18 protein-coding genes and 1 riboswitch are annotated in these 24,071 nt (G+C 73.0%); of the genes, 9 read left to right on the top strand and 9 right to left on the bottom strand.

Features of this window, described 5'->3' with window-relative positions:
- Positions 1-5: 5 nt before the first annotated feature.
- The 3 genes from ACT3SP_RS06295 to ettA all read left to right on the top strand — a co-directional run bounded on the left by ACT3SP_RS06295 (position 6) and on the right by ettA (position 3,665).
- Positions 6-1,139 (top strand): YlbL family protein, encoded by a 1,134-nt coding sequence (locus ACT3SP_RS06295; RefSeq protein ID WP_444586405.1) that lies wholly within the window; start codon positions 6-8, stop codon positions 1,137-1,139.
- On the top strand, positions 1,136-1,828 hold the full coding sequence (locus ACT3SP_RS06290; protein ID WP_444586404.1) for an HAD family hydrolase: 693 nt from the start codon (positions 1,136-1,138) through the stop codon (positions 1,826-1,828). Before ACT3SP_RS06295 ends, ACT3SP_RS06290 begins: the two co-directional genes overlap by 4 nt.
- A 154-nt stretch (positions 1,829-1,982) precedes the next feature.
- Positions 1,983-3,665 (top strand): energy-dependent translational throttle protein EttA, encoded by a 1,683-nt coding sequence (gene ettA / locus ACT3SP_RS06285; protein ID WP_444586403.1) that lies wholly within the window; start codon positions 1,983-1,985, stop codon positions 3,663-3,665.
- A gap of 129 nt (positions 3,666-3,794) precedes the next feature.
- Here the strand turns inward: ettA and ACT3SP_RS06280 are convergent, their stop codons facing one another.
- Positions 3,795-5,360 (bottom strand): hypothetical protein, encoded by a 1,566-nt coding sequence (locus ACT3SP_RS06280; RefSeq protein ID WP_444586402.1) that lies wholly within the window; start codon positions 5,358-5,360, stop codon positions 3,795-3,797.
- A 297-nt stretch (positions 5,361-5,657) separates the two neighbouring features.
- Between ACT3SP_RS06280 and glgP the strand changes: the two genes are divergently transcribed.
- The 3 genes from glgP to ACT3SP_RS06265 all read left to right on the top strand — a co-directional run bounded on the left by glgP (position 5,658) and on the right by ACT3SP_RS06265 (position 10,763).
- The gene (glgP, locus tag ACT3SP_RS06275) at positions 5,658-8,222 is read left to right on the top strand and encodes an alpha-glucan family phosphorylase (protein WP_444586401.1); all 2,565 of its coding nucleotides are present in this window, start codon (positions 5,658-5,660) and stop codon (positions 8,220-8,222) included.
- 145 nt (positions 8,223-8,367) lie between these two features.
- A riboswitch (TPP riboswitch) is annotated at positions 8,368-8,461 on the top strand.
- Positions 8,452-10,092, top strand: a complete 1,641-nt coding sequence (locus ACT3SP_RS06270) for a bifunctional hydroxymethylpyrimidine kinase/phosphomethylpyrimidine kinase (RefSeq protein WP_444586400.1) — start codon at positions 8,452-8,454, stop codon at positions 10,090-10,092. It overlaps the preceding riboswitch by 10 nt.
- Positions 10,089-10,763, top strand: coding sequence for a thiamine phosphate synthase (locus ACT3SP_RS06265; RefSeq protein WP_444586399.1), 675 nt, complete (start codon positions 10,089-10,091; stop codon positions 10,761-10,763). Before ACT3SP_RS06270 ends, ACT3SP_RS06265 begins: the two co-directional genes overlap by 4 nt.
- Here the strand turns inward: ACT3SP_RS06265 and ACT3SP_RS06260 are convergent.
- Positions 10,720-11,658, bottom strand: coding sequence for an acyl-CoA thioesterase (locus ACT3SP_RS06260; RefSeq protein ID WP_444586452.1), 939 nt, complete (start codon positions 11,656-11,658; stop codon positions 10,720-10,722). The two genes, ACT3SP_RS06265 and ACT3SP_RS06260, sit on opposite strands and share 44 nt — an antisense overlap.
- Before the next feature lie 40 nt (positions 11,659-11,698).
- Between ACT3SP_RS06260 and ACT3SP_RS06255 the strand changes: the two genes are divergently transcribed.
- Positions 11,699-12,196, top strand: coding sequence for an acyl-CoA thioesterase (locus ACT3SP_RS06255; protein ID WP_444586398.1), 498 nt, complete (start codon positions 11,699-11,701; stop codon positions 12,194-12,196).
- A gap of 41 nt (positions 12,197-12,237) precedes the next feature.
- Here ACT3SP_RS06255 and ACT3SP_RS06250 read toward each other — a convergent pair whose 3' ends face one another.
- From ACT3SP_RS06250 to pepN, 3 genes are all read right to left on the bottom strand, one after another.
- A complete protein-coding gene (locus ACT3SP_RS06250) occupies positions 12,238-12,669 on the bottom strand; it encodes a globin (protein ID WP_444586397.1) in 432 nt (143 codons plus the stop codon).
- Positions 12,666-13,616, bottom strand: a complete 951-nt coding sequence (locus tag ACT3SP_RS06245) for a mechanosensitive ion channel family protein (RefSeq protein ID WP_444586396.1) — start codon at positions 13,614-13,616, stop codon at positions 12,666-12,668. The genes ACT3SP_RS06250 and ACT3SP_RS06245 overlap by 4 nt, the downstream gene beginning before the upstream one ends.
- A 127-nt stretch (positions 13,617-13,743) precedes the next feature.
- A complete protein-coding gene (gene pepN, locus ACT3SP_RS06240; protein ID WP_444586395.1) occupies positions 13,744-16,293 on the bottom strand; it encodes an aminopeptidase N in 2,550 nt (849 codons plus the stop codon).
- Between the two features lie 100 nt (positions 16,294-16,393).
- Between pepN and ACT3SP_RS06235 the strand changes: the two genes are divergently transcribed.
- Complete coding sequence (locus ACT3SP_RS06235; RefSeq protein ID WP_444586394.1) at positions 16,394-18,163, top strand: ATP-binding cassette domain-containing protein; 1,770 nt, start codon at positions 16,394-16,396, stop codon at positions 18,161-18,163.
- Positions 18,164-18,193: 30 nt separating this feature from the next.
- Here the strand turns inward: ACT3SP_RS06235 and ACT3SP_RS06230 are convergent, their stop codons facing one another.
- From ACT3SP_RS06230 to ACT3SP_RS06220, 3 genes are all read right to left on the bottom strand, one after another.
- Complete coding sequence (locus tag ACT3SP_RS06230; RefSeq protein ID WP_444586393.1) at positions 18,194-18,847, bottom strand: DUF402 domain-containing protein; 654 nt, start codon at positions 18,845-18,847, stop codon at positions 18,194-18,196.
- A gap of 159 nt (positions 18,848-19,006) precedes the next feature.
- On the bottom strand, positions 19,007-20,098 hold the full coding sequence (locus ACT3SP_RS06225; protein WP_444586392.1) for a fatty acid desaturase family protein: 1,092 nt from the start codon (positions 20,096-20,098) through the stop codon (positions 19,007-19,009).
- Between the two features lie 62 nt (positions 20,099-20,160).
- Positions 20,161-21,993 (bottom strand): sensor domain-containing protein, encoded by a 1,833-nt coding sequence (locus tag ACT3SP_RS06220; RefSeq protein WP_444586391.1) that lies wholly within the window; start codon positions 21,991-21,993, stop codon positions 20,161-20,163.
- A 44-nt stretch (positions 21,994-22,037) separates the two neighbouring features.
- Between ACT3SP_RS06220 and ACT3SP_RS06215 the strand changes: the two genes are divergently transcribed.
- Entirely contained in the window at positions 22,038-22,718 is a 681-nt protein-coding gene (locus ACT3SP_RS06215; protein WP_444586390.1) for a response regulator, read from the top strand.
- A gap of 28 nt (positions 22,719-22,746) precedes the next feature.
- Here ACT3SP_RS06215 and ACT3SP_RS06210 read toward each other — a convergent pair whose 3' ends face one another.
- Positions 22,747-24,018 (bottom strand): serine/threonine-protein kinase, encoded by a 1,272-nt coding sequence (locus ACT3SP_RS06210; protein ID WP_444586389.1) that lies wholly within the window; start codon positions 24,016-24,018, stop codon positions 22,747-22,749.
- Positions 24,019-24,071 lie beyond the last annotated feature (53 nt).

Genomic DNA, 24,071 nt, shown 5'->3' with positions numbered 1-24,071 from the left:
TCGGGGTGACCGAAGAGCCGACCCCGCCGACCCGCCCTGCCCGGGTGCGGGCGCTCGTCACCCGGACGATCGACGAGGCGCAGCTCTCCCGCCCGGTCCTCGCCCTGGTCACGCTGGCGCTGCTGTGCGTGATGGTGCTCGGCGGTTCGCTGCTCCCGGTGCCCTACGTCATCGAGCGGCCCGGTCCGGCGATCGACGTGCTCGGCGAGTACGAGGACGAGGAGATCCTGGTCATCGACGGTGCGGAGACCCATCCCACCGACGGCGCCCTGATGATGACGACCGTCTCCGTCGACGGCGGCCCCGGGTACCGGGTCACCCCCGTCGAGGTCGTCGCCGCCTGGTTCGACCGCTCCAAGATGGTGCTCCCGCGCGAGGCGGTGTTCCCCGAGGGCCAGACCCGGGAGGAGACGGACCTCAGCAACGTCGCGGCCATGAGCACCTCCCAGCAGGGTGCGGTCGCCGTGGCGCTGGACGAGCTGGGGATCGACTACGAGGACGTGGTCATGATCGCCGGGGTCCAGGAGGACGGCCCGGCCGACGGGACGCTCGAGACCGGCGACGTGGTCGTCGCCGTCGACGGCGAGCACGCGGCGGACGTCGACGGGTACCGCGATCTGATCCGCGCCGCGGGCCAGGGCGGCACCGTCGCGATGACCGTGCGGCGCGGCGGCGAGGAGCTCGACCTCGAGGTCCCCGCCGAGACGGTGGACGACAGCCCGAGGATGGGCGTGGTGCTCACCCCGGGCTACGAGTTCCCGATGGACGTCGACATCACCGTGGGCGGCATCGGCGGCCCCAGCGCCGGCATGATCTTCTCCCTCTCGGTCTACGACGAGCTCACCCCCGGAGCGCTCACCGGCGGCGAGCGGATCGCGGGCACCGGCACCATCGCGGAGGACGGCTCCGTGGGCGCGATCGGCGGGATCCGCCAGAAGATGGTCGGCGCCGTCGACTCCGACGCCGAGTACTTCCTGGCCCCCAGCGCCAACTGCGGTGACGTCCTCGGCTACGAGCCCGACGGCCTCGAGGTCGTCGCGGTGGCGAGCTTCGAGGAGGCGCTCACCGCGACCGAGACCATCGCCGGGAGCGGCAGCACCGAAGGCCTACCCACCTGTGAGGACGTGAGCAACCAGTGAGCAGGAAGAATCGCCGGCGCACACCGCCCAAGCCCACCGTCGTCTTCGACTTCGGCGGGGTGCTCAGCGCCGGGCACGACCCGGTGCCGGACATCCACGAGCTCCTCGGCGGGGACGCCGAGGCGCTCGCGCAGGCGCTGTGGGGCGAGCGCGCCGCCTATGATCGCGGCGCGCTGGACCCCGCCCAGTACTGGAGCGCGGTCGCGCGCGCCGTCGGCGTCGAGCAGCTCTCCGCGGACGAGATCACCGAGCTGCAGAAGGCAGACGACCGATACTTCCTGCGCCTGGACCCGCGCTCGCGCGCCCTGCTCCATGACCTCGCCCGCAATCAGGTGCGCCTGGCCCTGCTCTCGAACGCCTCGGAGGCCTTCGGGGAGTCCGTGCGCCGCACCGACTGGTTCGAGGCCTTCACCCTCGCGGTCATCTCGGGGGAGGAGCGGACGGTCAAGCCCGACCGTGAGATCTACGACGTGCTGCTGGACGTCCTGGCGCACGAGACCGGGGGAGTGTCGATCCCGTCCTCGCTGATCTTCTTCGACGACCGCGAGGAGAACGTGGCCGCCGCCCGTGCGCTCGGCATCGACGCCCACCTGTGGCCCCGCAACGGGCAGGAGCATCCCGACGGCACCGAGCACGGCTCCGACATCGCCCGACGCGTGCTGACCGAGCGGGGCATCCCGCTCGACTGAGCGTCGACCGGGCGCCCGCGCCCGTCCGGCGCGTCCGCCGTCGTTGCGGGTACAGTCGGATCGCGACGTCCCCTGCGCGGCGCCGCCCCAGGGCGCCCCGGGGACGTCCTCGACCACATCCTCCGAGACCACATCCTCCGAACAGGAACACGAGTTGGCAGAGTTCATCTACACCATGTACAAGGCCCGCAAGGCCGTGGGCGACAAGGTCATCCTCGATGACGTCTCCATGAGCTTCTACCCGGGTGCCAAGATCGGCATGGTCGGCCCCAACGGCGCCGGCAAGTCGACCATCCTCAAGATCATGGCGGGCCTGGATCAGCCCTCCAACGGCGAGGCCCGCCTCAGCCCCGGCTACAGCGTCGGCATCCTCCTGCAGGAGCCTCCGCTGGACGAGTCCAAGACCGTCCTGGAGAACGTCCAGGAGGGCATGGGCGAGCTGTTCAAGAAGGTGCAGCGCTTCAACGCCATCGGCGAGGAGATGGCCGAGCCCGACGCGGACTTCGACGCGCTGATGAGCGAGATGGGCTCCCTCCAGACCGAGATCGACAACGCGAACGGCTGGGACCTGGACTCCCAGCTCGAGCAGGCGATGGACGCGCTGCGCTGCCCGCCCGGCGACGAGCCGGTCACCCACCTCTCCGGCGGTGAGCGGCGCCGTGTCGCGCTGTGCAAGCTGCTGCTGGAGAAGCCCGACCTGCTGCTGCTGGACGAGCCCACCAACCACCTCGACGCCGAGAGCGTGCTGTGGCTCGAGCAGCACCTCCAGCAGTACGAGGGCGCCGTCATCGCCGTCACCCACGACCGGTACTTCCTCGATCACGTCGCCCAGTGGATCGCCGAGGTCGACCGCGGTCACCTCATCGGGTACGAGGGCAACTACTCCACCTATCTCGAGAAGAAGGAGGAGCGTCTCACCGTCCAGGGCAAGAAGGACCAGAAGCTCGCCAAGCGCCTCAAGGAGGAGCTGGAGTGGGTGCGGTCCAACGCCAAGGGCCGCCAGGCGAAGTCCAAGTCGCGTCTGGCGCGGTACGAGGAGATGGCGGCCGAGGCCGAGCGCACCCGCAAGCTCGACTTCGAGGAGATCACCATCCCGCCCGGCCCGCGCCTGGGCAACCAGGTGATCGACGCCAAGGACGTGAAGAAGGGCTTCGGCGAGCGCGTGCTCATCGACGGTCTCTCCTTCACCCTGCCGCCCAACGGCATCGTCGGCGTCATCGGCCCGAACGGCGTCGGCAAGACGACGCTGTTCAAGACCATGGTGGGCCTCGAGCCGCTCGACGACGGCGAGCTGAAGATCGGCAAGTCCGTCAAGATCAGCTACGTGGACCAGAACCGCGAGAACATCGATCCGGAGAAGAACCTCTGGGAGGTCGTCTCCGACGGGCTGGATTTCATCCAGGTGGGCAAGGTCGAGATCCCCTCGCGCGCGTACGTCTCCCAGTTCGGGTTCAAGGGCCCGGACCAGCAGAAGAAGGCCGGGATCCTCTCCGGCGGCGAGCGCAACCGCCTGAACCTGGCGCTCACCCTCAAGCAGGGCGGCAACGTGCTGCTGCTGGACGAGCCCACCAACGACCTCGACGTCCAGACCCTCGGATCGCTCGAGAACGCGCTGCTGGAGTTCCCGGGATGCGCCGTGGTCGTCTCGCACGACCGCTGGTTCCTCGACAGGGTCGCGACCCACATCCTGGCCTACGAGGGCACCGAGGAGAACCCGGCGAACTGGTACTGGTTCGAGGGCAACTTCGAGTCCTACCAGGCCAACAAGGTCCAGCGTCTGGGCGAGGAGGCCGCGCGGCCTCACCGCGTGACCTACCGTCGCCTGACCCGCGACTGACCCGGATCCCGGACCGCCGCGGCGCCCCCGCTCCCTCGAGGAGCAGGGGCGCCGCGGCGCGTCGGGACTGCTCGCGAGGTCTTCCGCCGGATCGACGTCCGCCGGGACGGCCTCCGCCGGGTCGGTGTCTCAGCCGTCACCGCCGGTGGCCGCGGGGCCGAAGGTCGCCACCACGCGGGGGGAGGGGGTGCCGGATTCGCTGCGGGGCGCCATCTCGCGGGTCACGAACAGCCGGTCGGCGGCCCCGGTACCGGTGAACTCGATCGTCCCGTCGTCCGCGACGTCGAGGATGCCCAGGCTGCGTGTGCTCCCCTCGCTCTCGCCCCACAGCTCGAGCACCTCGCCGTCCCAGCCGACCACGCCCTCGGCGCGCACGGCGGTGCCCTCCGTGCTGAGCACGGCGCGCCAGCTGCCGTTGTCGCTGAGACCGTCGATCGTCTCAGCGCCCGGGGCGAGGGACAGCTCGATCCAGGCGGCGGAGAAGTCGCGGGAGGCCTCGAGGTCCTGATGGGAGCTCAGCAGAAGTCCGCCCAGCACCAGGGCGCAGACCGTCGCCAGCGCCGCGACGGAGCGGGAGATCCAGGGGATCCCGCGCGGCGCCCTGACCGCGTCCCGGGCGCGCTGCTCCTCCCGACGCCGGTCGCGGCGGGAGCGCTCCTTCTCGTCGCCGCGCCGGAAGGCGAAGGCGGGCGCCGTCGCCGCTCCCGGCTCCTCACGCACCGGCGCTCCCTCGGCCCCCGGCGCCCCGTCGGCTCGCGGCGCCCCCGGCGCCCCCGGGGAGAGCGCCGACGGCTCCGCGGCGCTGCCGTGCACCCCGCCGGGCATCGCCGGCGGGCCCACCATCCTCCGCTGCGTGTCCGTCCCGAGCACCGGGGTGGAGTAGCTGCCGCCGTAGGCGGCTTCGGCGTCGGCGTCGGTCCGGGGCCCGGCCCCGATGTCCTCGAGGACAGCGGAGTGCAGGGCGCGCGAGGGAGCGACCGCGGTCAGCAGCGTCAGCGCGGCCGCCGCCTCGATCGCGTGCAGATGGATGCTCGCGGACTCCGGGGAGGCGGTCAGCTCCTGCAGCCGCTCGCGCTCCTCGGCATCGGCGAGGGCCAGGGCGTCCAGAGCGGCCAGACCACGGACCTCCGGAGCCGCCGGTCCGCCGAGCGGTCGCAGTCGGTCCAGGGCGCGGGCGAGAGGCTCGGCGGCGCCGCGTCGTGCGGACCCGCTGTAGGGGAACCGACCCTGGGCGGCCGACTCGACGAGGGCGCGCTCGGAGGGAGGCAGGGCCAGCAGCGTGCGCAGCACGTCGATCTCGCGGCGGTCGCTGGTTCGGTCCTCGACGCTGCCGTGCCCGGGGTCGAGCAGCGAGGGGACGTCCCCCGAGGGGCGCGTGGCCACGACCGCGCGTCGTGCCCGGTCGAGGACGGCCACCTCTCCGGGCAGCACGCCGGCGGCCAGATCGCCCGCATCGCGCAGGCAGGAGCGGAGCACGCTCACGGTGAGCCTCTCCGCCCGTGCCGAGGAGCCGGTGGCATGCGCGGCGAGGCCGTGGATGCGGGGGGCGAGCACGTCCACCAGGGCTCCGGCGGCGCGCCGATCGCCGGCCGAGGCGCGGTGCAGCAGCGTGCGGACGGGATCCAGCCGCTCCCGGAGGTCGATCGTGTCCTCGGGGACGGCAGGGCGCTCCCCGGTCCGTGCGTCGCTCCCCATCGGGCGCCTCCGTGCGTTCTCTGCTCAGCCGTGGCACCGACCCCCGCGGTGCCGGACCATTGTCGCAGTCAGGGTCCTCGCGCGTGGGAGGCTCGGCCGGGAGGGCGGTGCGGGGCCTCCGCGACCCCATGGAAAGAACGCGCAAGAACATGCTGAGCGGAGCTGCCCCGCCACGGGGTCAGGACGGCGAACGCACTGAAGCCGCAGGTGAGAGCCGGTGCTGTGGCGGTCGAGCCGTCACGGCCTCGACGCAAGACAGATGCAAGATCGAGGTCTGGCGTCGGGTATCGTGGCCGCATGAAGCCGATCTCCACGTTCACGGTCTCCTCCGACCTCCCGGGCGCCCTCGCCCCGCTGCGCGATCTCGCGCTGAACCTCCGCTGGACCTGGCGTCGGCAGACCGTCGACCTGTTCCGATCCCTGGATCCGCGGGCCTTCGCCGCCAGCGGCGAGAACCCCATCGCGATGCTCTCCCAGGTCTCTGCCGGGCGCCTCGCCGAGGCCGCTCGCGACGACGACTTCCTCGCGCGGATGCGCTCCGAGGTCGGCGATCTGCGCACCTACCTGGACTCCGGGCGCTGGTTCCAGCGGACCGTCCCGGGAACGCAGGGCGACGGCGACGGCTCCTCGATCGCCTACTTCTCCATGGAGTTCGGGATCTCCCCGACCCTCCCGATCTACTCCGGCGGTCTGGGCATCCTCGCGGGCGACCACCTGAAGTCCGCCTCCGACCTCGGCGTGCCGCTGATCGCGGTCGGGCTGCTCTACCAGTGGGGCTACTTCTCCCAGTCCCTCGACCGCAGCGGCTGGCAGCAGGAGGACTACCGGCTCAACGATCCCGAGCGGCTGCCGGTCGAGCCGGTCCTCGCCGCGGACGGCGAGCAGCTGCGGGTCGCGGTGACCCTGCCGGGGGAGCGGGAGGTCGCGATCGGCGTGTGGAAGGCGCAGGTGGGCCGCGTCCCGCTGCTGCTGCTGGACACCAACGTCGCCCCCAACGACGAGCAGGCCCGCGAGATCACCGACCGCCTCTACGGCGGCGACCACGAGCACCGCATCGTGCAGGAGATCGTGCTCGGCATCGGCGGAGTGCGCGCCGTCGAGGCCTTCACCGCCCTCAGCGGCGCCCCGTCGCCCACCGTGTTCCACCTCAACGAGGGCCACGCCGGGTTCTCGGGTCTCGAGCGCGTGGGACGCAGGATGGAGGACGGCGCCGGGTTCTCGGAGGCCGTCGCCGAGGTGCGTGCGGGCACGGTGTTCACCACCCACACCCCGGTGCCCGCCGGCATCGACCGCTTCGACGCCTCCCAGCTGCGCAGCTACCTCGACGCCGACGGCAGCGGGCTCTCGCGTCTGATCCCCTCGCTGCCGGTGGAGGCCGCGCTCGCACTCGGCATCGAGGAGGGCGGGGACGTGTTCAACATGGCCCAGCTCGGCTTCCGCATCGCCCAGCGCTCCAACGGGGTCGCGAGGCTCCACGGCGCCGTCTCCCGCGCCATGTTCCAGGACCTCTACCCCGGCTTCGAGGTGCCCGAGGTGCCGATCGGCTCGGTCACCAACGGCGTGCACCGTCGGACCTGGACCTCCGCGCACATGGACGACCTGTTCAAGAAGGCCCTCGGGGACGTGGACGTCTCGTCCCTGAGCGACTGGAGCGCACTGGCGACCCTCACCGACCACGAGCTCACCGAGACCCGCGATGCGCTGCGCGCGGACCTGGTCGACATGGCGCGCGAGCACGTCAAGGAGTCCTGGCTGCGCCGCGGTGCCGACGAGGCCGAGCTGGCCTGGACCGACCACATCCTCGACCCCCGCGCGCTGACCATCGGCTTCGCCCGCCGGGTCTCGACCTACAAGCGCCTGACGCTGATGCTCTCGGACCCCGAGCGGCTGAAGAGGATCCTGCTCGACGAGGACCGGCCGGTCCAGATCGTGGTGGCCGGCAAGTCCCATCCGGCCGATCGGCCCGGCAAGGAGTTCCTCCAGCAGCTGGTGCAGTTCGCCGACGACCACGGGGTGCGCCACCGCATCGCCTTCCTGCCCGACTACGACATCCGCATGGCCTCGGTGCTCATCGCGGGCTCCGACGTGTGGCTGAACAACCCGATCCGCCCGGAGGAGGCCTCGGGCACCTCCGGCATGAAGGCCGTCCTCAACGGCGGGCTCACCTTCTCCGTCTCCGACGGCTGGTGGGACGAGATGAAGGATGACTCGGCGGGGTGGACCATCCCCACCGCGGAGGTCGCCGACCAGGCGCAGCGCGACGCGATCGAGGCCGAGGCGCTCTACGAGATCCTCGAGCAGTCGATCGTCCCGCTGTTCTACGAGCGCGACGCCCGCGGCATGCAGCGCGGCTGGATGACGAAGGTCCGCTCCTCGCTGGTGAAGGTGGCCCCGCAGATCACCGCCGCCCGCATGGTCCGGGACTACGTCACCGACCTGTACCTCCCGGCGTCCCGCGCCGCCTCGGCCTTCGTCGCGGATCCCGCGCTGGCCGGCGAGTTCACCGCCTGGAAGGCGGGGGTGCAGGACGCCTGGTCCGGCGTCTCGGTCGCCGGGGTGCATCTCGAGGGCGTCGCCGACGGCTCCGTCCCCACCGGCGCCGAGATCACCCTGGTCGCCGACGTCGAGCTGGGCGGTCTGGGCGACGCGGACGTGCTCGTCGAGGCGGTCCTGGGAGAGATCGGCACCGGGGAGGAGATCATCGATCCTCAGCTGATCCCGCTGCAGCGGGGGGAGGACGGTCGCTGGACCGCCCGCTTCGCCCTCACCGCACCCGGCGAGAAGGGGTGCACCGTGCGGATCACCCCGCAGCATCCGGTGCTGGCCTCCCGCGCCGAGCTCGGGCTGGTCACCACCGCCTGAGAGGTGCCGGCCGGGACGACTGCCGGTCGCGGCCGCCGGCACGCTGCCCGACGTGCAGCAGATGACCACCGCCGCCCTCGCCCGGACTCGCGCCGCGATGGGCTGATGCCCGGGACCGGGCTGATCCCCGGGACTGGTACGTTGATCCGCGGACACGGGGTGCGCCCGCCGGCGCTGAGAACACACCCGTGGAACCTGATCTAGTTCGTACTGGCGAAGGGATGTCCCCATGACACCGACGTATCCTGCCCGAGTTCCCCGCGTGCTCTCGATCGCGGGCACCGACCCCTCCGGGGGCGCCGGCACCGCCGCGGACCTGAAGTCCATCGCCGCGGCGGGCGGCTACGGCATGAGCGCGGTCACCGCGCTGGTGGCCCAGAACACCCGTGGGGTCCGGGAGATCCACGTCCCGCCCGCGTCCTTCCTCACCGAGCAGCTCCGGGCCGTCGGCGAGGACGTGCGCATCGATGCCGTCAAGACGGGCATGCTGGCCACCGCGGAGATCATCCGCACCGTCGCGGCCTGGCTCGACGGGACCCCGCCACCGCTCCTGGTCGTCGACCCGGTGATGGTCGCGACCAGCGGGGACAGCCTGCTGGAGCCCGAGGCCGAGGAGGCGATGATCGACTTCTGCCGCCGCGCGGACGTCGTCACCCCCAACATTGAGGAGCTCGCCCGGCTGACCGGCCGCGAGCCCGCCGCCGACGAGCAGGAGGCTCTCGCCCAGGCGAGCCGATGGTCCGCGGAGACCGGGGTCGCCGTCGTGGTCAAGACGGGCCACCTCCGCTCCCGCCGGGTCACCAACAGCTGGGTGCGTCCCGACGGGACCGTGCACCCCGTCCGCTCGACCCGGCTCGAGGCGACCAGCACCCACGGCACGGGCTGCTCCCTCTCCTCGGCGCTCGCGACCCGGCTGGCGGCCGGGGACGGACCGGAGGAGGCGCTGGCCTGGTCGACCCGATGGCTCCACGAGGCGATCGCCCACGGCGAGGCGCTGCGGGTGGGGACCGGCCACGGACCGGTCGACCATTTCCACCGCGCGCGCCGTCTGCAGAGCGCCGGGGAGTCCACGCCGTGGCTGGTCCCGGCCCACCTGCCCGCGGTTCTCGGCACCGTGCAGGACGTCCCCGCGGCGCCGGGGCGCGAGGCCCCGGGGACGGAGCCGGTCCGCTCCGCCGTCCCGCCCGCCGGGCCCTGGACCGCCGCGCTGTGGGCGGCGGGGGAGGACACCGCCCGCGCGATCGCCGGCTCCGAGTTCGTGCGGGCCCTGGTCGACGGCAGCCTGGACGAGCTGGAGTTCGCCTTCTACCTCGACCAGGACGCCCACTACCTGCGCCGGTACTCGCGCTCGCTCGCCGCGCTGGCCGCCAGGTCGAGCGACCCCGCGGCCCAGGAGCTCTGGTCCCGCGGGGCCACGGACTGCCTGACCGTCGAGTCGGAGCTGCACCGCAGCCGTCTCGGGGACGGGGACGAGGCCGGGGCAGGGACCGAGCCCTCCCCGGTGACGAGCGCCTACACCGACTTCCTGCTGGCCGCGGCGCTCGGGGAGGACCTCGCCGTCGGCGCGGCCGCGGTGCTTCCCTGCTACTGGCTCTACGCGCAGGCGGGAGCCGCGCTGCCCGCCGTCCCACCGGACCACCCCTACGCCGACTGGCTCGACACCTACCGCGATCCCGGCTTCGTCACCGCCACGCAGGAGGCGCTCGCGCAGGTCGAGCGCGAGCTCGAGGCCGCCTCGCCGCGGGTGCGCGCCGCGGCGCTGCGCGCCTATCTGCTGGCCTGCCGCCACGAGCTCGAGTTCTTCGACCAGGCGCTGCGGCTCGGCGCCGCGGCACCGGCGCGCCACCCGGACAGGGCGGAGGCACGATGAGCCTGGACCTGCGCTGCTACCTGGTGACCTCGGGCACCGGACGCCGCACGGTCGAGGCCGCCGCCGCGGCCGCCGCCGGCGGGGCCGGCATGATCCAGGTGCGGGCCAAGGACGCCTCGACCCCGGAGCTGCTGGAGCTCGCCTGCGCCGTCGCGGACGCCGTCCATGCGGCCCGGCCCGCGACCCGCGTGGTGGTGGACGACCGCGTCGACGTGGCCTGGGCCGCCCGCCGCCGCGGGGTGGAGGTCCACGGCGTGCACCTGGGCCAGGAGGACCTCCCGGTCCCCGATGCCCGCGCCCTGCTGGGCGACGACGCGATCATCGGCATGACCACCGGCACGCTCGCCACCGTCCGCGCGGCGGAGCGCCTCCACGACCTGCTCGACTACATCGGGGCGGGCCCTTTCCGCCCCACCCCGACCAAGGACTCCGGCCGCGAGCCGCTGGGCCTCGAGGGCAGCGCGCGCCTGGTCGACGAGACACGCCTGCCGGTGGTGGCGATCGGCGGCCTCACCGCGGCGGACGCCCCGGCGCTCGCGACCACCGGGGTCGCCGGCATGGCGGTGGTGCGGGCGATCATGGACGCCGAGCGCCCGGAGGCCGTGGCGCGGCAGATCGTCGCCGCGTTCAGCGATCGGCGGGCCGCGCCCGGATCATCCCCTCCTGGGTGACGGTCGCGACCAGGTCGCCGCCGCGGTCGAAGACCTGACCGTGCGTGACGCCCCGCCCGCCGGAGGCCGAGGGGGAGCGCTGCACGTACAGCAGCCACTCGTCCGCGCGCACGTGCTTGTGCCACCAGATCGCATGGTCGATGGTCGCCATCTTCAGCCCCGGCGTCATCCAGCTCAGTCCCTGCCGGCGCAGGATCGGCTCGAAGGGGGTGTAGTCGCTCGCGAAGGCGAGGATCGCGTCGTGCAGCAGCGGCTCCGCGCCGACGGGGGCCAGGGTGCGCATCCACACCATCTGCGTGTCCGCGGTGTCGGAGGCGGGGTCGGGGCGCAGGTAGATCGGATCGGTGACGTGGCGGATGTCGATCGGGCGCTGGGTGGACCAGTAGTGCGCGATCGGATGGTCGATGCCCGTGAGCACCTCGGCCGTGGTGGGCAGACCTTCGGGGGCCGGGGCCTCGGGGGCGCTCTCGGAGTGCTCGAGTCCGTCCTGCACCTCCTGGAAGGAGGCGGTCATCGCCAGGATGGTGCGCTCCTCCTCGTCGGCCTCGACCCCCGGCTGGGTGGCCAGCACGCGCCGGACCGAGAACGAGCCGCCGTCCCGCAGGGAGTCCACCTGGAAGCGGATCGGGTGCGCGGGGTCCCCGGGAGCGAGGAAGTAGGAGTACATCGAATGGATGCGGCGCTCGGGGGAGACGGTGCGCCCCACCGCCATCACGGCCTGGCCCATCACCTGGCCGCCGAAGACGTGCCCGCCGGGCTGCGGGGAGGACTCGCCCTGGTAGGCGGCGACGGTGGCGGGCGTGGAGAACTCGCCGAAGGGAGCGGTCTCGGTCAGATCCAGCAGATCCACGAGGCCGGCGGCGATCTCCGACGGGTCGGTGCGCGGGAAGGTCATGGAGACGATCGTACTGGTCATGGGGCCTACGATGAGAGCCATGAACTCTTCCGCCCCGCAGCCGATCGACATCACCGTCCCGGTGAGGTGGACCGACCTGGACGCCTACGGCCATGTGAACAACGCGGCGGTGGTGCGCCTGCTCGAGGAGGCGCGCATCGCCGCCTTCTGGCAGCCGCCCGCCGAGCAGGTCGCGCTCGGAGCACCGCAGCCGCCCGCGGCGCTGCCCGTCAGCGGTGCCGGCGCCGCGCTGAGCACCGTCATCGCCTCGCAGCGGATCGAGTACGCCCGGCCGCTCGGGCACCGGCGGGACGGCGTGGTGGTCCGGCTGTGGCTGTCCCGGATCGGCGGGGCGAGCCTGAGCGTCGACTACCTGGTGCTCACCCGCGACGATCCCGAGGGCGCCGCGCCGTACGCGCGTGCGCGCACCGTGGTGGTGCTGGTCGACGCGGACTCCGGCGCACCCGTGCGCCTCGAGGCGCGGACCAGGGAGGAGCTCGAGCCGTTCGCGGGAGAGCCGCTGCGCTTCCGCGACTGAGGGCACCGGGGGAGCGACGCCCCGGCAGCGCGGTGCCCGGTTCAGCTCAGCCGGTCCGGCACCTCCGCCCCGGCGGCCGGGGCCTCCCCGCCGTCGGCCGTGTTCACCAAAGAGCTCGCGGCCCGCTCGAAATAGTCCCACAGCGTCTGCTCGTGCAGGGGCGGCAGCTCCAGGGAGTCGACCGCCGCGCGCATGTGGCGCAGCCACGCGTCCCGGGCCGAGGGGGAGACCGGGAAGGGAGCGTGGCGGATCCGCAGGCGCGGATGACCGCGCTCCTCGCCGTAGGTCTTCGGGCCGCCCCAGAACTGCTCGAGGAAGGTGCGCAGCCGGTGCTTGGCCCCGGTGAGGTCCTCCTCGGGGTACATCGGCCGCAGCAGCGGGTCCTCGGCCACGCCCTCGTAGAAGCGGTCCACCAGGCGCTCGAAGGTCTCGTGGCCGCCGACGGCCTCGTAGAAGCTGATCTGCTCGGTCACTTCGCCCCGCTCTCGACGAAGCGGGGCATCGCGAAGGCGATGTCGGAGGCGGCGAAACCGCGGCGGATCCGGGCACGCAGCTCGCGCTCGACGCCCCACTGCTGGCCGGGCACGGTCTGCACCGTCACGCGCCGCTGATAGCGGTTCCCGTCGACGTCGAGGATGCCGGTGATCGCGGCGCCGCCGAGGATCAGGGGGCTCCACTCGGGGTCCTCGACGATCTCGGCGGAGACCGTCTCGACGACCTGGGTGACGAGCTCGTCGTCGGCGTCGGCGTCGATGTCGAGCACCACCACCGCGTTGGAGAAGCCGCGCGCGTAGTTGCCCACGCGCACGATCTCGCCGTTGCGCACGGTCCACAGGACGCCGTCGACCCCGCGCACCTGGGTGGCGCGCAGGTTGATCGACTCGACGGTGCCCTCGGCGAACTCGAGGTCCACCCAGTCGCCGACCGCGACGATGTCCTCGAACAGCATCACCACGCCGGCGACCACGTCCTTGATGATGGTCTGCGCGCCGATGCCGGCGGCCAGGCCCACCACGCCGAGGCTCGCGATCACCGGGGCGACGTTCACGCCGATCTCGGAGAGGATCATCACCGAGGCGACCGACCAGATCATCACGTGCGCGATGTTGCGGGCCACGTTCGACAGCGTGCTGGCGCGCTGCTCCCGACGTGCCTGGGCGGCCTTCTGGGACCGCGGGTCCCGCTTGATGACGGTGCCGGTGACGCTCGAGATCTTCGACCCGGACTGGGCCATGGTGCGGAAGAAGCGGCGCAGCAGCCACCCCGCCAGCAGGCTCACCAGGCTCGCGGCGACCACGATGATGACGATCTTGATCCCGCTGGTGGCCAGCCAGCGCAGCAGCTGGTCCATCAGGGACAGGGCGTCGTCGGTGGTCGGCGCGGACAGCACGCGTCCGGGATCCAGGGGGTCGTCCAACATGCTCTCGACGATAATGCCCGCGGGCGCGAAAGTCCGGGGCGGCCGGGGGCGAGGTCGGTCACCGTCCCGAGCCCGCCCCGGGCAGCACCGGGCAGCTCCGAGCGGCTCCCCGGCGCCCGGAGTCCCGTCAGCCGATGTCCGCGGCGCGGACGCGCTCCTGCCGGGCGACCGTGTCCCGGCCCTCGATGACGATGCGCCGCAGCCCGAAGGGGGCCTCCTCGGCGTCCGCGAGCCAGGCGTCGGCCGCGTCCAGCACGCCCTGTCCGCCGTAGGAGTGAGGGAAGTAGCCGCCGACCAGGCGGGTCGCGATCTCGTTCGAGCGCTCCTGCCACACCTGCGCGATGGCGTCGAAGTACCGCTGGCGGTACGGGGCGAGCAGGTCCTCGTCCACCACCCGACGGAAGCCCTGGACCACGGCGGTGATCGACTCGTTGGCGAGGGTGTCCTTCTCCATCGTGCGCCGCCAGGCCTTGGCCTTGGCGACCTCGGTGGGCAGCGCGGCGCGGGCGGTCAGCGCGTGCTTGCGACCGGACTGGGTGTCATCGGCCGCCAGCTGCTCGTCGATGCCGGCGGCGTCGATCCCGCCGAGCACGGCCAGGGAGATGACGAGCTTCCAGCGCAGCTCCGTGTCGATCTCGCGGCCCGGGAGGGCGATGCTGCCGCCCAGCAGCCCCTCGAGGGTGTGGCGGTGCTCCTCGGAGCGGGACAGACGCGCGAAGCTCTCCACGAACTGCAGCTGCGCGTCGGAGCCCGCCTCGGCCGCCTCCGCGAGCGCCCAGACCGCGTCGGCCGCCTGCTCGGTGCGCAGCGCGCGCTGGTCGACAGCCGCGTAGGGCCCGGCGACCGTCTCCAGCTGCTGCAGCAGGGTGCGCACCACCGAGGAGGAGCTCTCCCCGGTGAGGTTCGCGAGCAGCAGCTGCTGGTAGCGGCGGCTGGGCAGCTCTCCGTCGCGCACCATGTCCCAGGCCGCGGACCACAGCAGGGTGCGGGCCAGGGAGTCGTCGAGGTCGCGCAGGTGCTCCATCGCCACGGCGAGTGACTGCTCGTCCAGGCGCACCTTGGTGTAGGCGAGGTCGCCGTCGTTGAGCAGCCACAGATCGGCGCGCTTCCCGGCCAGCTCCGGCACCTCGGTGAGCTCTCCGTCGACGTCGAGCTCGACGGACTCGGTGCGCACCAGGGTGCCGTCCCGCAGCGAGAACCCGCCCACCTGCAGCCGGTGGGGGCGCAGGGTGCGGTGCTCCTGCGGGGCGGTCTGTGCGATCGCGAAGCTCGTCACCGTGCCGTCCCCGTCGCGCTCGATGACGGGGTGCAGGGTGGTGACCCCGGCCTGCTGCAGCCACAGCTGCGCCCAGGAGCTCAGGTCGCGGCCGCTGGTGGCCTCGAGCTCGGCCAGCAGGTCGCTCAGCTCGGTGTTCCCCCAGGCGTGCTTCGCGAAGTACGCACGCACTCCGGCGAAGAACTCCTCGCGCCCCACGTAGGCCACCAGCTGGCGCAGCACCGAGGCGCCCTTGGCGTAGGTGATGCCGTCGAAGTTGGTCTCGACCGCCTCGAGGTCGACCATGTCCGCGACGACGGGATGGGTCGAGGGGAGCTGGTCCTGCTGGTAGGCCCAGCCCTTCTCGGACAGCGCGAAGGTGGTCCAGGAGTCCGTCCAGCCGGTGGCCTCGGCGCTGGCGAGGGTGGAGGCGTACTCGGCGAAGGACTCGTTGAGCCACAGGTCGTCCCACCAGCGCATGGTCACCAGGTCCCCGAACCACATGTGGGCGAGCTCGTGGAGGATCGTGAGGTCGCGGCGCTCGCGGATCGCGTCGGAGACGTCCGAGCGGAACACGTACGCCTCCACGTAGGTGATCGCCCCGGGGTTCTCCATCGCCCCCATGTTGTACTCCGGCACGAACACCTGGTCGTACTTGCGGAACGGGAAGTCCTGGTCGAAGGCCTGCTCGTAGAAGTCGATCCCGGCCTTCGTCACGTCGATGACGTTCTGGGCGTCGACGTGCTCGGCGAGCGAGGCGCGCGCGAACACGCCCATGTCGAGGGTGCGTCCGTCGCGCGTGGTGACCTCGCCGGTGCCGCCCTGGTAGTTGCCGGCGATCAGCGCGACCAGGTAGGTGGAGATCCGCTCGGTGGGCTCGAAGGTCCAGGTCGCCGTTCCCTCCGCAGCGGCCGACGGCTCCGGGGTGGGGGCGTTGGAGATGACCCGCCAGTGGGCGGGGGCGGTGACGGTCAGGGCGAAGGTCGCCTTGAGGTCGGGCTGCTCGAAGCAGGCGAACATGCGCCGGGCGTCGGAGACCTCGAACTGCGTGTAGAGGTACACCTCGTCGTCGACCGGGTCCACGAAGCGGTGCAGGCCCTCCCCGGTGTTCATGTAGCGGCCGGTGGCCAGCACCCGCACCGTGTTCGGGCCCTCGACGAGGGCGGGGAGGCGCACGCGCGCCCCGTCGAAGCGGGAGGCAGGATCGGGGAGCAGCTCGCCGTTGAGCTCGATCTCGGTCACCTCCTGCGCGATGAGGTCGAGGAAGGTCTCCACGGCGGAGGAGGAGGAGAAGCGGATCGTGGTCTCGGTGAGGAACGTCCGCTCGTCGGTGGTGAGGTCCAGGCGGATGTCGTAGGAGTCGGTGCGGAGGAACGAGGCGCGGCTGCGGGCTTCGTCCCGAGTGAGGTTCTCGGATGCCATGCGCTCCATCCTGCCACCGTCCGGCCCGGCGCCGTGCCGAACCCCCGAGCCGGTCCGATATTCCCGGGCCGCGGAGGTGCCTGCTCGGTAGGGTGCTCGCATGCCTGCCGGGAGCGACGACGCCGATCCTGCGCGCACCGTCGGCGTCCGACGGGTGCTCGCGGGCGTGCGCTGGTCCCTCGCGCTCGCGGTGCGCCGCTGCCCGGCCTGGTTCCTGCTCACCGCCCTCACCGCGCTCGTGCTCGCGCTGGTGCCCGCCGCGCAGGTGCGTGCCGTGGCCTGGCTGGTCGGCGCCGCCGAGCACGAGGGGGCCCGTGCGGCGCTGCTCCCGCTTCTGCTGCTCACGACGCTGGTGGGTCTGGGCCAGATCCTCACCAGCGCCGAGAACCTCGTGGGCCAGCGGATCTCCCTGCGGCTCATGCTCGCCCTGAACTCCCGCTTGGCCGAGGCGGCCGCCGCTCTGCCTCCGGGACGGGTCAGCGATCCGCGGGTCCACGCGCTCCTGGACGGGGTCCGCACCAGCACCTTCGCCCTCTCCCGCAGCCCCGGCGCGGTGGTCGGGGCGCTCTCCTCCCTGCTGGCCGCGCTCGCCCTGGGCGGCGCGATCCTGCCCTACTCCGCGCTCGCCGCCGTCCTGGTGGTCGCGGCGCTGGTGCCGAACCTGGTGATCTTCGCGTGGTCGGCCGGGGTCCAGGACCGCCGCTTCGAGGAGGCGGCGGCGTACGGCGCCCGGTTCCGCTACCTGCTCGACCAGCTCGTCGTCGCCCGCACCGGCACCGAGCTGGCGACACTGGGGACCGGGCCCAGGGTCGCCCGGGACGCGACCGCCGCCCACGCCCGGATGTCGGGCGTCCAGGACCGGCTGTACGCCCTCCTGCTGCGCGGCGACCTGCTCGGGGGAGCGGTCACCGCCGTCCTCCTCGGCGGCGCCCTGATCGCGGTGCTCGCCGCGGGCGGCGGCGCCGCGGGCCTGAGCGCCGGGGTGCTCGGCGTCATCGCCGGGCTGCAGGCCACGCGCGGCGCCGGCTTCGCCATCGGCGACGTGATCTCCGCCGGTCCTCTCATCGCCCGCTTCCGCGAGGTCGAGGCGCTGCCCGGGGAGTCCGAGGTCCAGCGGGTGGTCCCGGCCATCGAGCGCCTCGAGGTGCGCGGGGTGAGCGTCCGCTATCCCGGCGCCGACGCCCGCGCCCTGGACGGTGCGAGCCTCCGCGCCGAGCGCGGGGAGATGATCGCCCTGGTCGGCGTCAACGGGGCGGGCAAGACGTCGCTGGTCAACGCCGTGATGGGCATCGTCCTCCCGGAGTCGGGCGAGGTGCTGCTGGACGGCGCCGATGCCTCCGAGCTCACCGCCGCCGAGCGCTTCGGCCGCATCGGCCTGGTCACCCAGGAGTTCGGACGGTACGAGATGAGCGTGCGGGACGCGGTCGCGCTCGGCACGCCGCGCACCGACGTGGGCGAGGAGGAGATCTGGGCCGCGCTGGACGCCGCGCGCGCCGGTGACCTGGTGCGCGCCCTCCCGCACGGGCTGGGGACGATGCTGGGTCCGCAGTTCGGCGGCGTCGGCCTCTCGGGCGGGCAGTGGCAGCGGATCGCGCTGGCCCGCATCCATCTGCGCGGGGCCGGCCTCCGGATCCTCGACGAGCCGACCTCGGCCATCGACGCGGAGGCGGAGCAGGAGGTCTTCGCCCATCTGCGCGAGACGGCGGCGGAGCACATCACCGTGGTCGTCTCGCACCGGGCCTGGACCTTGCGCGGCATGGACCGCATCCACGTCCTCGAGCAGGGGCGGATCATCGAGTCGGGGACCTACGAGGAGCTCCTCGCCGTGCGGTCCCGCTTCTCGAGGATCTTCACGCAGCAGCTCTCCTGAGCCCGTGGGCCGCGGGCGGCGGGACGCGCCTCAGCGGCGGGTGAGGTCCAGGTCCCAGGTGTAGTGCTCGGGCAGTCGGGGCAGGGGCCACTTCGGGTCCGGGAAGAAGTACTCGTAGCCGGCGGAGAAGGGGTAGGACCAGTCGGCGATGTGCTGCTCCGCCTCGCGTCCCGCCGCGCGGATCCCCTCGATCTCCTCGCCGGTGAAGTACCCGGTGCGCTCGGCGCCCTCGAGCTCGTCCTCGTCCTTGTAGTGCCAGTCGCGGCGCGGCAGCACCACCAGGTCGAGCACCAGGTCGCGGGTGCGCACGCCCTCCTCGGTGCGCTCGAACGGCGTCTCGAGGTTCACGTAGTAGCAGCCCAGCGAGCCGTCGTCCTTGTAGAACAGCCAGATCGAGTAGGGACGTCCCGGCAGGCCGATCATGAGGATGCCGTTGCCGGTCCACAGCTGCTTGGACTGGACCCGCGGCGCCGTGAACATGCCCTCGTCGCCGGCCCGGCGCAGCGCCGCCCCGGACTCCAGCACGGGCAGCAGCACCTCTGTGCCGGGCGCGATCCAGACCACCACCCCGCGGTCGTCGTCCAGCACGACGGTGCCGGGGCGGACGGTGCGGGTGGGGTGCTGAGGTGTGTAGTAGGTCCAGGTCACCTGGTCGCCGGGCGACCAGTGCGGGGTGGAAGACATGAGGTGATCCCGGCCGGATCGGCCTCCACGGACGCCCCGTACCGACCGGCCACCGGGCCGGGGCTGCACTGCCCGTGAAGGGGTAGGCGTATGGGCCGACCATACCGCCTCGCTCAGCGCGGGGTGCGCGGCGCGCCGTCGTCCGGCGGCGTCCCGGTCTCAGGCGCTGAGCGGGGCTCCGCGCAGCTGCGAGGCCAGCGGGCAGTCCATGGGATCCGCGTATCCGAGCCCCACCCGGTTCAGGTAGCGGATGATGACCCGGTAGGAGGAGACCAGGTCCGTCTCGGTGTAGGTGATGCCGCGCTCGGCGCAGAACTCCTTGACGATCGGCTGCACCTTGCGCAGGTTCGCCGAGGGCATCCGCGGGAACAGGTGGTGCTCGATCTGGAGGTCCAGCCCGCCCATCGCGATATTCATCAGGCGGCCGCCGGTGATGTTGCGGCTGGTGAGCACCTGTCGGCGCAGGAAGTCGACCTCGAGGTCCTTCGGGATCAGCGCCATGCCCTTGTGGTTGGGGGCGAAGGAGCCGCCCATGGTGATGCCGAAGACCGCGAACTGCACGGCGAGGAAGGCGGCGCCGAGGCCGGGTCCGAGCGTGATCAGCACGAGGGCGGGGAATCCGAGGATGCGCACCAGCACCAGGGTCAGTTCGAGGGCGCGGTGCTTGACCCGATCCTGGCGCAGGAGCGAGGAGATCGCCTCGTAGTGGAGCACGAAGGCGAACAGGCTCAGCAGCGGGATGAAGGCATAGCCCTGGTGCCGGGCGAGCCAGCCCATGAACCCGGTGCGACCCTCCTGGTCGCCGGGCACGAACACGAGCACGCCGCCGGCGATGTCGCCGTCGCGGCCGATCGTGTTGGGGTGGGCGTGGTGCTTGTTGTGCTTGCGGTTCCACCAGGCGATGCTCAGTCCCACCACGAAGCTCCCGACGATGCGGGAGAACCATTCGTTGCGGCGGCCGTTGGAGAACACCTGCTGGTGCGCGGCGTCGTGGCCCAGGAACGCGGCCTGGGTGAACAGGATCCCGAACAGGGCGGCCACGGCGAGCTGCCACCAGGTGCCGCCGAGGGTGAGCAGCAGGGCGAAGGCGCCGAGGAGCGCGGCGGCGAGCACCGCGGTGCGCACCATATAGGAGCGCACGTTGCGGCCCATCAGGCCCGCCTCCTTGACCCGACGGGAGAGCTCGAAGTAGTCGCGGGTGTGCGCGGCGGCGCGGTACGGGGGCGCGGCGGGCTCGACAGTGGTGGTCATGGTCCCGACGCTATGCCCGGGAGCCGCTCCGCGCGTCCCCCGCCGGAGCGAACCTCGACCCCCTACCCGGGTAGGGGTCCCGCCAGCGGGATCCGCACCCGCAGCGCGTATCCGCCGCCCGGCGTCGGACCGTTCTCGACGGTGCCGCCGAGGGCGCCGACGCGCTCGCGGGTCCCGGCCAGCCCCAGCCCGGCACCCGGGATCCGCTCCTGCGGAGCGGCCGAGGGCGGAGGGGGCCCGTTCAGGACGCTGATCAGCAGGACGCCGGCCCGGGCGAGGACCCGCACCTCGATCGCCGCCCCGCGGGCGTGGCGCAGGGCGTTGCTGAGCCCCTCCTGCACCACGCGGTAGCCGGTGAGCCCGACCGTCGGCGGGGCGGGGACGTCCTCGAGCTCGGCGGTGATCGCCGCGCCCGCGCTGCGGGAGGACACCACCAGCTCCTCGACGTCCCCCAGCCCCGGCATCGGCACCTCCGCGAGGGAGTCGTCGGTGCGCAGGATCGCGAGCAGCGAGCGCATCTCGCCCAGCGCCTGCCGGGAGGAGGCGGCGATGTCCTCGAACTCGCTCACGGTGGCCTCGTCCAGGTGCTGCAGGCGGAACCTCGCGGTGCCCGCCTGCACGGTGATGACGGACATGGAGTGCGCGACCACGTCGTGCAGCTCGCGGGCGATGCGGCCGCGCTCCTCGAGCTCGCGCCGTCGCCGCATCTCCTCGGCGCTCACGGTCTGCGCGCGCTCCACCTGGCCGCGCACCAGGATCCACTGGCGCGCGGTGAGCCCCAGCAGCACGACGCCGCCGCTGATCGCCACCAGCACCACGCCGTTGGTCGTCACCGCCCGCAGGGTGCCGCCGGCCATGGTGGCGGGATCGGTCACCACCAGTGCGGCCAGGGTGAGGACGGCGCCGGCGGACCAGGCCGACAGGACCCAGTACCAGCGGTGGAGCACGGCGAGGACGGAGAGGGTGAGGCACTGGGCGAGCAGTGCCGTCACCGGCCACGGCCAGGGCGCCTCCGCCTGCGCGGGAGCGGTCACGAGCATCATCGCGAGGGCCGAGACCGCCGAGAGGGCGAGCCCCGCCCACGGCCACCGTGCTCCCAGCAGCGCGGCGGCGCCCCCTGCCGTGGTCACGACCATCGCGGTGGCGGGATGGACGTCGTAGACCTCGACGGTCACCGGCCAGGCCACGACCACCAGCACGAAGGCGAGGAAGGCGATCGTCATCCAGGTCCACGCGGCCTCGCGCAGTCGGGCGTCCGAGGAGGTGGGCAGCCGTGAGGCCCCGCTGCCCGGCCAGGCGGGGAGACGGGGGTCGGACTCCGCGCCGCCCAGCAGGGGAGCGGTGAGGATCGCGTCGAGGCGGGCCAGCAGATGCACCATCGCGGGCAGGGTCAGGGCGAGGAGGAGGCCCGCGACCAGTGCGAGCGCCCACTGCCCGGGGATCTCCCGCAGCTGCGGGGGCAGCAGGCGGCCCCACACCGGTGAGGTGAGCCCGGCCAGGGCGCCGAGACCCCAGGCCAGGGCCGTCGTCGCGGTGAGCACGCGGACGGGCAGGGCGATCAGCCCCTCGAAGCCGAGGTCCAGCCAGCGCCGCGCATCGGTGGTGCGACGCAGCAGCCCTCGGGCGCCGGCCCCCGTCGGCCGGTATCGCGGGTCGGCGATCTCCATCCCCCAGCGCCGCAGGCGGGCCCGGTCCCAGTGCGCGAAGCCGGAGGCGAGGGTGAGCGTCAGCGGGAACAGCAGCACCCCGACCCAGAGGACGGCCAGGCCGGTCGAGATCGCGGCCAGCGGCAGCAGCACCGCCACCGCGAGCAGGGTGAGGGGAAGCCCGGTCAGCAGCAGTGCCAGGTCGGGGCCCAGCCGCCGCAGGCTGCGCCGATCAGGGACCAGGAACATGGCGGGGCTCCGGGAGGGGCGCGGCGAGGGAATACCGTGGGGACATGGACTCCGCCGCGCACGACGACATCCGGGTGCTGGTCGTCGACGACCAGTCGATGATCCGCGGGGGCTTCGCGGCGCTGCTCGACGCCCAGGAGGGGATCGAGGTGGTGGGCACGGCCGACGACGGGGCGGGCATCACCGAGGTGGTCGAGCGAACCCGTCCGGACGTGGTGCTGATGGACATCCGGATGCCGCGGGTCGGAGGGCTCGACGCGACCCGTGAGGTGCTCGGGATGCCGGGGACTCCGCCGAGGATCATCATGCTCACCACCTTCGATGCGGACGAGTACGTGTTCGCGGCGCTGAGGGCCGGGGCGAGCGGGTTCCTGCTCAAGGATTCCACACCGGAGGATCTGGTCCGGGCGGTGCGGGTGGTCGCCGACGGCGAATCGCTGCTGGCGCCGCGGGTGACCCGGGCGCTGATCGCCGACTTCGTGGCGCGACCCGAACGGGCAGCGGGGGCGGATGCGAGCCTCGCCGTGCTCACCGAACGGGAGCTGGAGGTGCTGCGGCTGGTCGCACGGGGCCTCGCGAACCGGGAGATCGCCGCGCAGCTGGTGATGGCGGAGCAGACGGTCAAGACCCATGTCTCGCGGATCCTCGGCAAGCTGTCCCTGCGCGATCGCACCCAGCTGGTGGTCGCGGCCTACGAGTCCGGGCTGGTGCGCCCCGGCGAGTGAGGGAGGACGCCGTCCGCGCCGCCGACGGTCACGACAGCGCCGTCCAGGCGAGCGCTCCGGCGCCCAGCAGACAGAGCAGCGAGATCCCCAGCAGCAGCCATCCGATCCAGGTGCCGCGCCCCCGGCCCCGGGGCTGCGGCGCTTGGTGCTGCGGTGCGGGGTGCTGCGGACCGGGGTGCTGCGGCGGCACGAGCTGCGCCACCGGGCTCCGACGGGTCGGATCGTCCACGAACCGCTCCGTGGTGGTCCGCGGGGGATCCGGGGAGGCCGCCGGCGGTGCCGACGCCGCGGAGGCGCCCGGGGGAGAGCCGGCCGAGCGCGAGAGAGCCGACAGCCGCTCGTGGAGGCCGGGGGAGAGCCCGGCGAGGGAGTCCGGGCCGTCCAGCGGGACCTCCGGCAGGGTGCCGAGGACCTCGATGCCCTCGGGGGCGACGAGGCGGTCGGGGACCGCGAAGGGCGCGCCGTCCGCGGTGCGGGACCATGCCGCCGCCGGCGTGCTCGGCCGCGGGATCCGGTCCCTGGCCTGCACGGCGGAGGGCCGTCCGCTCGGATCGATGTCGAGCATCGCCGCCAGCAGCTCGCCGAGCGGCCGGGCCGCGGGATCCGGGCTCCCCGCGAGCGCGTCGCGCAGGAGCGCCGGCAGCTCAGCGGGCGTGCGTCGCTCGCGCGGCGCGGGAGGGGAGAGCGCCTCGACCGCGCAGGCCGCCGCCGCCCACACGTCCTGGGCGGCGGAGGTCCCGTGTCCCTCGAGGATCTCCGGTGCCACGAAGCCCGGAGTGCCGTGCACGAAGCCGGTCTCGGTCAGGCGCACGTCGGTCTCGTGCAGGGCGATGCCGAAGTCGGCCAGCAGCAGGCGCGGGGCGCCCGGTCCGGTGGCGTCCAGCAGCAGGTTCGCGGGCTTGACGTCGCGATGGACCCAGTGCGTCTCGTGCATCGCCGCCAGGGCGTCGAGCAGCTGGCGCAGCAGCTGGGCCACCAGCGAGGGGGCCAGGGCGCCGTGGTCGGCGACCGCACCGGCCAGGGTGCCGCCGTGCACGAGCGGCATCACCAGCACGATGGTGTCGTCCTCCGCCACCCAGGTGTAGGGCGGGAGCAGGTGCGGATGCGCGCCGAGGCCCTGGGCGGAGCCGACGGTCTGCTCGCGCACGAAGCGCAGCACCTCCGCGCCGTCGCGCTGGCGCATCACCTTGGCGGCGCACACCGCCCCGTACCGCCGGTCGATCGCGCGCCACAGCGACCCCGAGGCGCCTCGGGCGAGGGGATCGAGCAGCTCGATGCGGCCGGCGATGAGATCGGACATGATGGACGTCATGCTAGGGCACCCGGTGCCCCGGCCCGCCGACCTCTCCCGAC

Origin of the sequence: Brachybacterium sp. AOP43-C2-M15, from assembly GCF_052446295.1 — a bacterium.
Taxonomy (GTDB): domain Bacteria; phylum Actinomycetota; class Actinomycetes; order Actinomycetales; family Dermabacteraceae; genus Brachybacterium.
This window is presented reverse-complemented; position numbering and strand designations above follow the sequence as displayed.